Origin of the sequence: Marseilla massiliensis, assembly GCF_016899855.1 — a bacterium.
Classification (GTDB): Bacteria; Bacteroidota; Bacteroidia; order Bacteroidales; family Bacteroidaceae; genus Prevotella.
The window spans coordinates 1-12,068 of the sequence record NZ_JACJJG010000076.1; the positions used below are offsets into that span (position 1 = coordinate 1).

Below are 12,068 nucleotides of genomic sequence, written 5' to 3' on the forward strand. Positions count from 1 at the left end.
CACCCGTTTTACAAGAAGTTGTATGAATATTTAATGGAGTTAAGGAGTTAAAGGGAGTAAAGGAGTTAAGACAAATGCCCTGTCTATCAGAAGAAAAAATAATAAAAAAAGAACTTACATGCTTACGAACCAGGCAAGACATTTGTCTTAACTCCTTTACTCCCTTTAACTCCTTAACTCCTAAAAAATAAAAACAAAACAGTCACTATGCTCCAACGAGACTACATCCAGCGCCTGATTCGCGAGTTCATGGCCGCCCTTCAGCGCTTCTTAGAGAAGAAAGAGATAGGCCAGAGGCAGGAGGCCATGCGCCTGATGTACGAGAAATACCTGGGTGACTACGCCTTCTTCCACACCGCATCGCTTGACGACATAATGCGGTGGGTGGAGAAATACCACGAGGAAGAGCGCCTCGACCGGCTCAACATGCTGGCCGAACTGTATAACGCCGAGGCCGACCTGATGAGCGAACCCATGCGTACGGCACAGCTCGACATGGCCTACGCCCTGTTCGACTTCATCGACCGGCACAGCCGCACATACTCGCCCGAAAGGCTGAAAAAGATGAAAGACATAAACGAAAAGGTGAAAAAGTGAAAAGGTGAGAAAGTGAGACGCAAAGCAAAGAAACTTTTTCTCACCTCCTCACCTTTTCACCTTCTCACCCTCAAATAATCATTGCCATTATGACAACACACCCCTTATGGACAGATGAATATTGGCTGCCGTTGATGAAGCTGTACCTGCGGCGGCCGGAAGGCGTCAAGCCGATGTTTTCGCGCGGCATGGTGGAGCTCAGCCTTGAGCTGCACATACCGCCGCAGTTCCTCTACGAGCAGATGTTCCGACTGCGCCGGCCCGACACGCCGCACCTGCGCCGGCTCTGCGAACGCTATGCCGGCAACCCCAAACGCCTGGGGCGTGACGTCAGGACGCTGCGGCAGATGCGCGGATTCAGCACCGACGGCGTGTTCTATGACGGCGTGGAGGTGAACGAGACATTCGAGATGGACTTTCGTCCCATAGCCGGACACACCGACATAATGCCCGTTACGCTTATCGTAGTGCTCGACCTGTACTTCAGGCTGACGCCTGTCACGATGGTGGCGGAGACGCCCGAGGTTGTGGAGACGGCCCGCCTGACACATCTTAAGGCTGCCACGATAGTCGGGATTCTTGCCGCCTTCCAGGCATGTGACCCTTACCTGAAGCGTAAAAGACCCGACGACGAAGCCTTATATTCAGCCTGCCGCGGCGTATGGCAGCGCTACGGCAACGGCAGCCCGCAGGAACTTGCCTCACTGGCGGCACAGCTCAAGGAGTATTTCTGACGCCATTGTGCCGCCAGCACGTCACCACACGGCAACCTCACGGTTACGTAATGTATCCGTGAAAGCCGTCGGGTGCGGTTCGGGAAGGCATGAGATTGACTTTAATCCATTAAAAACGGCAGAAATAATAATACATGGCTAAATGAATATAATGCGCTAATCACTTACAATTTCAATCACAATAACATATATTCAATGCTGATTGTAAGAATTTAAAGCGTATTTTTGCTAATCCAAAATGCCGTCTTTCAGAACACGAAAGACGGCATTTTATTATGTAAAAGGGCACTTTTCACAAGGCCAAAGGCCACCTTTTACGAATAGACACAATCGTTTGATTTTTTAAGTTTGACATATTTACGGATGCAAAGTAACACACATGAAGTGCCAGAACATGGCAGAGCATGGAAATTTTTGTCTAAAAACGAATAATTTGTAGTTATGCCTCAATTTTTCACAAGTATATCCCTATATTTGTAACCTAAACAAAAAAGCACGATTATGGCAGCAAATCTCTTCGGGCGCTATGTCTGGCTGATAGATACCCTTCGCCGATACAAACGCCTTACGTTCCAGGAAATCAGCGAGCTTTGGCAGGAAAGCGGACTGGGCTACGGTGAGGAATTGCCTCTGCGCACGTTCCACAATCACCAGAAAGCCATCAAGGACATCTTTGACGTGTACATTGACTGCGACCGGAAGGACGGTTACCGGTATTACATTGACGAGCCTGAACGGTTGGAGGGTAGCAATCTGCAAAGCTGGCTGATAAGTTCATACGCCACGCTGAACCAAATCCAGGCGGACAACAAACTGGAAGACCGGATTATTTTTGAGAATATTCCCTCGGGGCAGACGTGGCTCACTCCCATTGCCGAGGCCATGCGGCGCAACCACGTGCTGAGCATCACGCACCAAGGGTTCGGCAAGCCGGAAGCCAGCACGTTTGATATCGAGCCTTACTGCCTGAAAGTGGTGAAGCGCCGTTGGTACGTGGTGGCACGCAGTCCGTACTATTCGGAGCGGAACAAAGAGAAAGGTATCAAGCCTGTCGATGTCTACCGGGTGTATGCCCTCGACCGCATTTCGGATATCCAGGACACTGGCAAGACGTTCAAGATGAAAAAAAACTTCGACGTAAACCGGTATTTTGAAGGATGTTGTGGAGTAATCACGTCGGACGGGCCCATCCGGCGCATCGTACTCTTGGCCTATGGCGGTTTTGCCGACTATCTGCGTACATTGCCGCTGCATGAGTCGCAGCGTGAGATAGAGGGCGATGACGAGTCCACGCTCTTTGAATATCACCTGAAGCCGACTTTCGACTTCTATCAGTTGGTGCTTGCTCAAGGTGACCAAGTAGAAGTGCTGGAGCCTGAATCAGTGCGCAACGAAATGCGCAATTTCGCAAAAAACATGTTGGATTATTACACTTGGGAAGAGGAGGATAAACCATGCAAGGAATAAATTTCATAGCCATCGACTTTGAGACAGCCACGGGTAAACGCGCTTCCATCTGTGAAGCCGGAATCTGTGTGGTGCGTAACGGGGAGATAGTGGAAACCCGTTCGTGGCTCGTCCGTCCGCAAGGAAACAGTTACAGTTATTGGAATATGCAGATACACGGTATCCGCCCGAATGATACAGTTAACTCTCCTGAGTTTCCGGAAGTATGGGCTGAAATCTGTGAATACCTTAAAGACACGCCCGTGCTTGTGGCTCACAACGCCGCTTTCGACATCGGTTGCATCCGCCACTCGTTGGAACTATACGGTATGGAGAAGCCCGACATCACTTATTATTGTTCCCTCCGTGCCGCACGCAGGCTCTACAACTTCGGTTGCAACAGTCTGGATTACCTTTGCGACCAGTTCAAGATATCTTACGGTCAGCACCACCGGGCAGGCGATGATGCCGAGATGTGCGCACGGTTGTTTCTGAGGGAATTGAAAGATGCAGGCTGCGGATTGGAGGAGATGGGTTATTGTAACGGAATTCTATAGGAATCAATTTTTAAAGTTAATTTCATTTTTGATAATAAATAGTAAACTTCAAATTATGCCAATAATAATCGTTGCTGTCGGTAACGGCAGATATAATTTTGCTTCCGACATTAAGAATGCTAAGCTTTTCATGGATGCAAAACTTATCGTTTGCGATACAGATGATAAAGAACTTGCCGATCATGCCGCGTAAGCTGATGTAAGTTTTCATCTTGACTAATTCAAATAAGGACATTATCAATGCAGGCACTTTCACTTTCATCTTGGCATTGTCATTCCTCCTGCTGGTGGTTTTAGTCCTATAATATGTTATTACACCATCATCCAATTCCGTGCAGTTATACAAATCAGCCGTGTTCATGCCTATCAGGCAGAAAGACATTATAAAACAGTCCTTGGCAAGGTTGTACCTGCCTTTTATTTCTTTTCCCCTGCTGTTATAACGGTAAGGCAACTTGTATATTTTCTTGATTAGCTCTGCTGATATAGCCCTCTTTCTTGTTGCTTCCTGTTTAGGGATTTTGAAGTTGTCAAAAGGTGAATGAGGGATGAGTATCATGTCCCTGTCATAGTCATTATATTGTTTCCTTGCTTCGTTGAACAAATGCCTGATACTGCCAAGATACAAGGAAACCACTCTGTTGGATGGTACTCTTTTACCTTGCTTCATGAGCAGCTTGACTTTTTCATCTCTCCTCCTGACAAGATAGTCTATAAAGTCTTTCAATAAAGAGGTAGTCAGTTTGTTAATACACAGATTGTCTTTGCCAAGGAACTGCACAAAAGAATTGATGGCAGATGTGTAGTTTTCAACTCCCTTGATTGTTGCATGGGCTATCCATCCCCTGCTGAACTGGATGAAGTCTATCTCTTGGGCTTTCTTCTGTTCACCTTTCAGACGGATTAAAATATCATCCAAAGTGTAATGGTTGATATCAAGTTGCAGTTTTGTACACGTTTCTTGATAATACCTGACTATTGCGTCGGCTTCTTTTATGAACTTTGGATTTTTCAGTTTGAATGACTTGGTTAAATCTTCTTGCTTGACAAAAATATTGGTAGACAATCTTTTAACCTCCCTGTTGTAAGTCATTCTGATTTTTACATTATAAGTACCGTCGCTTTTCTGCTTGCTTTTCAGCACTTCTGCCTTGAATGTCAGCATTTTATCTCAAATAATTTGGGAACAACAATAGACCAACATTTCGCAGTTTAAGGCTGGTTTCAACCTGTTTTCGCCATAATCCAATACCTACAAGAACAAATAAAAACTCCCATAAGTCATTGACTTACAGGAGTTTATCGGTGGGCCATCCAGGGCTTGAACCTGGGACCTCCAGATTATGAGAACGATAAGATGATTTTCTGTGATAGTTCGATTTGCTAATCTTAATTAATTATCAGATAGTTACGATTTTTACTATCTCCTATGAAACTCACTAAATACCCCTAACTTAAACCGTTTGTTTACGCATTGTTTACGCAAGAATTAGGGGGTTAAATGTTGCGATTAAGCTTGTTGGACACATAGTATCCCTACAAGTAATGCCAAATAAAGCCTCATATTATTGGTCGCAAATAATTTATAGTTTTGCGACAAGCATAATGTAATGGCAAGTATAAAAGACAATATCTTGATTGAAATCTGGAAGTTTGTTTTTGTCGTATATCCTATTAGGCAAGAATTCACGTGAATATGCAATATCAGATTAGTCTTTTTGCTTATCCCGTAATCCGCAAAAAATATATAATACTATTTTGCTTGATAGGACGATTGCCATAAAACCAATATAAACCTTCTCCCAAGATGTGAATTTTCTTTTCGGTCGACCTAATACATTTCTCAAATGTTCCATTATATTCCAATTTAAGTTAGGGGCAGAGATTGTCAATACGGCATTCCTTTTGCAGGAATACCAAGACAAAGACACAGGTAAAGCCAAAGTCCAAGACCGGATGTTTTTTATACCCATAAACATCCGCCGTTTGTTAGTTAGACATTCTATGTTCTAATTCCTAAATAAAAGCGACAACCTCCTGCCCCATCAAAGCCGTGATTGGCATCCATTGAGATGCTGGTTCGCGACACCTTGTTCTTTATTCTTCAAGCCGACTCAGGCGGTCATAAGTTTCTTGCAAGGCTTCCGGTACATTGATTTTCAACTTAGAGATGCGTTCCTGCTCTTTCAGTTGCCATTCTTTGTATTGGGTGAAAAACGCCATGTAGCATTGTTTTTCACGTTCCAATTCCTGTTTGAACTGATGGGTATTTTCTAAAGTCTGTTTCTCAGCTTGTTTTTTGATAGCAAACTTCATTTTGTTCAGTTCCCGTTCATTCTGACGATGCCATTTTTGAAGCTCGAAAAACACTTCTTCTACTTTTTGCGGTTCGACGGAAGGGACATGAGCATAAATCAGCGTGTCTTTTCCATTGCCATCGGTGCTGTAAGGTTTCATGATTCTGTTTTGGAGTTCTTCACGGGCTGAAGAGAATTGGCCTCCGGGATGGATATATTTCCCAATAGTAGCTGCTACGGCTTCCAATTGCAGATAGCGGTTACGCTCCTTGATATTCATTTGAGCAATGATATCCGCTTCCGTCGTTTCCTTCGGATAGGATGGACTGGAAGGTATTTCGACTCCTTGAAGCGTACACCATTCTTCAAATGTGAAGTTTGCCACCTGTTTTAATTCTTTGTCTTTAGCCTTGACTGCTTCCCTCATCCAAGCGCAAAAAGCGTTCATTGAGGCTATTTCTTCCAAAAGCGGACGCACCTGGGCCAGCATATTCCCGTCATAGCCGACACAGATGGTTTTCCCTGATTCGGAAGCCGAACCTACAATGTCGACTTTCGTAGTCAAAAAAGTCATATTTTTCAACTTTGCCTCATTTCCGGCTATGACCTCTTGCGCCAAATCCGCCAAATGCGATGCCGATGTGGAAGTCAGCCCGTGATTGTCAAAGAATATTTCATTAATATCATTCATGCCGTTTTATTAATTAGTGAGTTTGATTATACGAAGACAAACAAAGATACACTGCATTGATTTAAAATGTTGACACATTTTTGTATTCCCCATATCACCTCTATATTTTGTTTTGTCAAATTGTTTAAACAATCTGATACACTCTCAAGCTCCTTCATCATCAACGAATATGAAGAGTTGAACGAGACAGACAGAATAATGGCTGATACCACAGTTATCCCATGTTTCCTTATTTCCTCCATCGCAATTTCTATTTGAGCGGAAACCGAGATGCGGGCATCAACGGTTATCTGCATTACGAGTTTATACTTATCAGCGAATTTTCTGAAATCATTCAAATCTAAATTAATCAATCCTTTTGCTTGGGCTACATTGATGAAATAATCTTTTGTTATTTCCTGTTCATCCTTGATAACTCGTATCAATTCTTCTCTATTTGATTCTTCCATTTCTCTATACTATTAAAAATCTATTCTTACCCACCGTTCTTCCGACATTTCTCCGTTAAGCGAGACAAGCAGGAAAAAAATAAGGGTAAAAACAATACATGCCCAAATGATTGCGGCAACCTTTTTTCGTTTCATGTCCATGAAGACAGAAATAAGACATTCCCAAATGAACATGCCAATATTCTCTCGTCTCATTTTGTTCCTCCGTGAAATGTCCTATCCATATTTTTTTGTGCAATCTCTTCCGTTCCGCCGAAATACGTGATTTCCCATAGCAAGCCCGCGACAAGCTCTTGTGGCGTGATCACGATATCTTTTTCTACCACCACTTCCATACCAGCTATTTCCGACCACGAAGGGTAGCAGGCCATAGGGCAGTCGAGGTGATTGTCCGCTTTGTCGTATACAGAACAGTTCATATCTATCATCGGACTACAGGTTTCCCAACGCCATCCCAAGCGGATGTAATAGGGGGATGATTTTGCCTCCAACGCTTGCACTTTCTGATAAATTCTTTCCCACTTGTCCAAATCAAGCTGCCCGGCCAACTTCGGTTCGTTGGTTTGCCATAGATTCAAGAATGCCGGACTTATTTCAGCAAAACTAAATTGCGAAAACAGTTCCTTGAATGTCATAACACTATTTTTTATCATGATACTAATTCCCTCAACCCACCCTCGTCCTCTTTCCAAAAACAATCGGCACAAGGTAATGCGCAATAATCTTCCCCCAGGGGTCGTATGCGTGAATGCGTTTGTACGCTGTGCTGGAGATGCGCAGTAATAACCATGCCTCTACCAGCTGCCACCTTGGTTTGTTGCCCTTGTCATGCGACAAGGAAGTGCCGCCATTGTCTGATGCAAAGAAGGACTACGCCTTCTCATGTCAAATTAAGTCTACTGACCAATTCAGGCTTTGCAGCTTCATGTCCAGGTTTCGGAGTTGTTTGGAATAGTTGTCCGTCACCCTTCTCAGTTCGCCCACATCCACCGTGCGGACATATTTTATCTCCTGTCGTCCGTAACGGTCATTTTCAACAACATGCTTCAAGAGGTCGCGCATTACTGTCAGACGCAACTTCAATGCGTCTTTGCGGGCAATCATCTGAGTGAGAGTTTCTCCTTCGTGCACGGTTTGCATGTTGGTGTGGTTAATCCGATAAACAATCCCCTCGAATTGCGAAAGGCATTCATCCAGTTCTTTATACAATTCGTTCACATCCTCAGAAGGTTGGTCACCTTCCTGCACCTTGGCGCTGTACTTCAGCCGACTCTTCAATTGGTCGATTCTGTTTTGCAGGTCAGCGCGGATGCTTAATGCTTCTGCCAGTTTCATTCTATTCCTCCTATTTGGTTTGATGGTACAAAGATCCGTCATGAAAGTGCCAAATCGCAGCACAAGGCGGAGATATTTTTATTTCTATTATAATTTTTCGAACCACATGTAGAGTAATGCAAACGAAAGCAGACGAAAAAAAATAATCAGCCTATGCTCCGATTCGGCGCATCGAAAGGTTTCCTTTGCCGCAAAATAAAATACCATTTATGAAAAATAGAGAAGATTGGAAAGAGACTGTCAAGAAGGGGCAAAATAAAATGGGAACGTGGAGGGTTTCTTGCCTTTCAGTAGAAGAACTATTATGCCTGCAATTGTTGGGGTATTCTTCCAAGCAACTATATGAAGACAGGGAAGGCGAAAGATATTCATTGAAAGAAACGGCTTCCATGTCCATCCGCGAACTCGACAAGGCAAAACGGATATTGGATAGACAGGCAAAAGCCGGAGTGGTCACTATTCCTTATTATAGCGAAGCGTATCCTCATCACTTCCGCCATTTAGAAGACGCACCGCCACTTGTTCACGTGCTTGGCAATAAGGATTTGCCCAACCGTGAGGACAATGTGGCTATCATTGGTGCCCGTGCCGCGGACAAAGATGGATTGGACATGGCCTACGGGCTTGCCAAACAGATGGGCGAGCAAGGACATATCGTCATCAGCGGCTTGGCTTTGGGTTGCGATACGGCCGCCCATCGGGGCTGCCTCGATGTAGGCGGGCAGACAATAGCAGTGGTGGCCTCGGGCCTGGACATCACGCATCCCAAGGTGAACAAGTCTTTACAGGATGAAATAATCGCCAAGGGCGGAACCATCCTGTCCGAGCATCCCTTCGGCGTGAAAGCCAACCCCACGAGATTAGTGGCGCGTTGTCGTATGCAGGTCGTTTTGACCCAATCGGTCATCGTGGCCCAATGCCCCATCATCAGCGGTACGATGTATGCCGTGCGTTTCGCCCAAACGTATAACGATGATCTATTTGGGTGGGAACATGATGTCTATGCTGTCCGGTATGACACGCAGAATGAACTGAACTCCGGCAACAAGTTTCTGCTCGATTACAACTTGGCCCTGCCTGTTAGACCTGGGCAGGAAATAATATTAGACAATTATAATCGACTTTTTGTTTGTCCATAACAGTATGCTAAGAATGAAAAAGATAGTAAAGGTCAAGGATATAATATTCGACAAAAATCTGTTCGTTAACTACTTATCTGGAACAGTGTTGGACTTGTTGTTGTGCAGTTATCGTGGCCTTCCGAAAGGAGTCAACTACATGGTTATCGGAGATCCCGGTGTAGGTAAAACCACTATCATTCTTGATTTAATGGCAAACATTCATAGAATACAACCTAATGTGAGGATGCTTTTTGTAAGCGCAGAGATGAACGAAATCGACTTAGCCATTTACGTACAGCGCTATCCTAAGTTCGGCGAGTTGGATATTATGTTTGTTGAAGCTGAATTTGATTCCGACGCACATGCCCTTGACGACTTTGAGGAAGCATTGCGTATGGGATGGGATATCGTTGCGATTGATTCCTTTTACGAACTACAAGGCATCGTGAAAGAAGAAGAGAATATTACGTTGAAAAAATCCGAAAGCTTGTTATTATCAATCATAAAAAAGCAAAACAAGGCGAAAAACGAGAGGGGAGTACATACCTCCTTCCTAACCATACAACAGGTGACAAAAAGCGGTGCTTTCATTGGCAGTAACAGATTGAAACACATGACAACCGCCATGATGGAGTTGCGGCTCGACAATCCGAAAAACATCTATTCTGACCGTTATGTTACATTCTCCAAACATCGGCGTGGTGATGTTGGTGTGAAGTTGTATTACAGTCTCAGTCAGACCGGAGATGTGTATTTTGATGAAGAACGGTTTTACAACGATCAAAAGTTGCGGAAACTTCAAAACGAGGTCAGTACGCAACTTCATGAATATGCAGACAAATTCAATAAACTTTTTAATAACATAAGTGATGACAAATAAAGAATATGTATCAAGGCGTGACGCACTTTTGCAAGAACAGGCTCCTTACATCGTGATGGACAAGAATGAACTGATTGCCGAAAGTGAGAATTTTTACAACATTCGAGGTGTGTCTGTTATGCTAACCCCGAACGTGCAGAACCGACTCGACCAACTGATAGGACTTTCACCCCGCCAGTGTGAAGGAGTAAAGCAGGCTTACGGAAACGACGTCGTGAAGAATTTGAGGAACAGTTTTGCCATGGCCAACTGCGTGGCCCATCCAAAGAAATTCGCGCTAATAGCCAATGCTGTCGAATACATAGTTGACGGCATTGTGCCATTAGACGATGAGGCGATACCCATGCGCACTTTTTTCGATATTGTCGAGATACTTGCCGACAAATACGGTTATGAGGTTGACCAAATGCAGGCTTCCGCCTGTGCTGCGTATGGTATGATCATACGCTTGATGCCTATCTGTCCACAACACGATGCACCTTTCAGCGACGATGAGTTTGTTACTAACGGGTTATATTTAAAATGGAATCTTGGAGAGATAGAGCTTGGCAACTATTACCTCCGACTGATTTGCACGAACGGGCAGATGCAACTTTCAGAAAACTCATTGGAACGCATACACAAGATTGATGATAAAAAGATAACAGGGATTATCAATTCAGCCAACAGTCTAAAGTTGACTGCCCGGAACTGGAATTCGTTTAAGAATGCGTTGGTTACAGCCAACAATACACCAGCCTCGGTGTCGGAGGTACATAGCGGCAAGAATCTTTTGTTGCGACATGGTGCTCCCGAAGACTTGGCGGAACAGCTGATGCCGTACATCAAACTTTTGGAAATGTATAAAACAAAAAACTTACACGTCCCGGCAAAACAAGCAAAAAGCAACATGAATATGTATGACTTGTTCAACCGTTTGACTGATTTTGCTTCGCACAATAAACTATGGGAGCAGACCGACAACCGTTCTTCTTCGCTCATGCAACAAAGTATGCGGCTGCTTTTACGCAAAAGAGACATACAGACTTATTACGACATCTTCTCATAACCGAATCACGTATAATTATGACACTAAAAGAACTACTGACACAAGTCGGCTTCGACGATCATGCACGATGATGGCTAATGAACGTTGTGCTTAGTCTGGGCAATGGTAGCCTACCCGAATACAGGCGGACGTAGAAACGAACCATCGTCCCCTCGCAGATGGAATGGGCGGAGCTGGAGAGGACGATGGAAAAGTGAAGGGTGACTTCGATGGATTTTATCGGGAAGGTGGCAGAATCGTATAGATTTCAGAAATGAGTTTCTTCATTTCGTTCACCAAATCTTTTGCCAAATCTTCTATATCATTTTCCAGTGTCAGGGTGTTAAAATCCTTCACGCCTAACCAAACTGGTGTATTGGCATAATTTGCTTTATCAAAGCATGTGAGTAATTCTCTCACGTGTGGCATTGAAATTTGGTCAATGTCTTTTTCTCCTTTATAATTTTTGGGACGTATAGCTATGCAATGAGTGGTCGAGTTGTTGGCTATGGTCAGTTGCAGGCCATTGCACAAGTCGTAGCGACTGTATTTCTTTTCGCAGGACTCATACGCAGGATATGGCAGGCTTTGCATACGTGCAATGAGAAGTTCAAACAAAGTGGCCATTTCTTCTTTCGACAATCCTTTTGCGTTTCTGCGTTGCCTTATGCTGTGAAGCAAGTCCTGACAAGCATCGGCCGTGATATTTTCGCAACGATATGTCTGCGTGACAACCTTTCTCATCAGTTCGCGTTCTTCGCGGAATAAGCGTGCCGACGGATGAGGAATGCCACAGCATGGGATGCCTTCCAGGTGTCCGGTGAAAATGTTTCCCAAGGATGCAAAAGTTTGTGAGTATTCAAGCCGCCGACCTGTAGCGTCACAATGCGCTTTGATGGTGGAAAAGCCACGCGACTTTGACCCTTTTGGCCAA

At 44.3% G+C, this 12,068-nt stretch carries 13 protein-coding genes; 7 read left to right on the top strand and 6 right to left on the bottom strand.

All coding sequences use genetic code 11. The features are described from left to right. Positions 1–207: 207 nt before the first annotated feature. From H6A34_RS10950 to H6A34_RS10965, 4 genes are all read left to right on the top strand, one after another. Positions 208–597 carry a hypothetical protein gene (locus H6A34_RS10950; RefSeq protein ID WP_021949450.1) on the top strand — a complete coding sequence of 130 codons (390 nt, stop codon included), beginning with the start codon at positions 208–210 and terminating at the stop codon, positions 595–597. An 89-nt stretch (positions 598–686) separates the two neighbouring features. Beyond that, complete coding sequence (locus H6A34_RS10955; RefSeq protein WP_205105547.1) at positions 687–1,331, top strand: hypothetical protein; 645 nt, start codon at positions 687–689, stop codon at positions 1,329–1,331. A gap of 501 nt (positions 1,332–1,832) precedes the next feature. Next, positions 1,833–2,798 carry a helix-turn-helix transcriptional regulator gene (locus tag H6A34_RS10960; RefSeq protein ID WP_205105548.1) on the top strand — a complete coding sequence of 322 codons (966 nt, stop codon included), beginning with the start codon at positions 1,833–1,835 and terminating at the stop codon, positions 2,796–2,798. Continuing rightward, the gene (locus tag H6A34_RS10965) at positions 2,786–3,334 is read left to right on the top strand and encodes a 3'-5' exonuclease (protein ID WP_205105549.1); all 549 of its coding nucleotides are present in this window, start codon (positions 2,786–2,788) and stop codon (positions 3,332–3,334) included. The genes H6A34_RS10960 and H6A34_RS10965 overlap by 13 nt, the downstream gene beginning before the upstream one ends. 22 nt (positions 3,335–3,356) lie before the next feature. On the opposite strand, the gene H6A34_RS10970 is transcribed toward H6A34_RS10965, so the two are convergent. From H6A34_RS10970 to H6A34_RS10990, 5 genes are all read right to left on the bottom strand, one after another. After that, positions 3,357–4,499, bottom strand: a complete 1,143-nt coding sequence (locus H6A34_RS10970) for a phage integrase SAM-like domain-containing protein (protein WP_239480852.1) — start codon at positions 4,497–4,499, stop codon at positions 3,357–3,359. A 932-nt stretch (positions 4,500–5,431) separates the two neighbouring features. After that, positions 5,432–6,322: a hypothetical protein gene (locus tag H6A34_RS10975; RefSeq protein ID WP_205105550.1), complete on the bottom strand. Its 891-nt coding sequence runs from the start codon at positions 6,320–6,322 to the stop codon at positions 5,432–5,434. 26 nt (positions 6,323–6,348) lie between these two features. Beyond that, positions 6,349–6,771: an FtsZ/tubulin family protein gene (locus H6A34_RS10980; protein ID WP_205105551.1), complete on the bottom strand. Its 423-nt coding sequence runs from the start codon at positions 6,769–6,771 to the stop codon at positions 6,349–6,351. Positions 6,772–6,962: 191 nt separating this feature from the next. Beyond that, on the bottom strand, positions 6,963–7,406 hold the full coding sequence (locus H6A34_RS10985) for a DUF6557 family protein (protein WP_205105552.1): 444 nt from the start codon (positions 7,404–7,406) through the stop codon (positions 6,963–6,965). A gap of 250 nt (positions 7,407–7,656) precedes the next feature. Further along, entirely contained in the window at positions 7,657–8,106 is a 450-nt protein-coding gene (locus H6A34_RS10990) for a DIP1984 family protein (RefSeq protein ID WP_205105553.1), read from the bottom strand. A 209-nt stretch (positions 8,107–8,315) separates the two neighbouring features. On the opposite strand from H6A34_RS10990, the gene H6A34_RS10995 reads away from it, so the two are divergent. From H6A34_RS10995 to H6A34_RS11005, 3 genes are read left to right on the top strand one after another with little or no spacing between them, the layout of a single operon-like run. Further along, positions 8,316–9,245 (top strand): DNA-processing protein DprA, encoded by a 930-nt coding sequence (locus H6A34_RS10995; protein WP_205105554.1) that lies wholly within the window; start codon positions 8,316–8,318, stop codon positions 9,243–9,245. A gap of 13 nt (positions 9,246–9,258) precedes the next feature. After that, a complete protein-coding gene (locus H6A34_RS11000) occupies positions 9,259–10,107 on the top strand; it encodes an AAA family ATPase (RefSeq protein ID WP_205105555.1) in 849 nt (282 codons plus the stop codon). Continuing rightward, positions 10,097–11,155 (top strand): hypothetical protein, encoded by a 1,059-nt coding sequence (locus H6A34_RS11005; protein WP_205105556.1) that lies wholly within the window; start codon positions 10,097–10,099, stop codon positions 11,153–11,155. Before H6A34_RS11000 ends, H6A34_RS11005 begins: the two co-directional genes overlap by 11 nt. Positions 11,156–11,371: 216 nt before the next feature. Here the strand turns inward: H6A34_RS11005 and H6A34_RS11010 are convergent. After that, positions 11,372–12,068 (bottom strand): hypothetical protein (locus H6A34_RS11010; protein ID WP_205105557.1); only part of this gene is annotated, 697 nt, incomplete at its 5' end.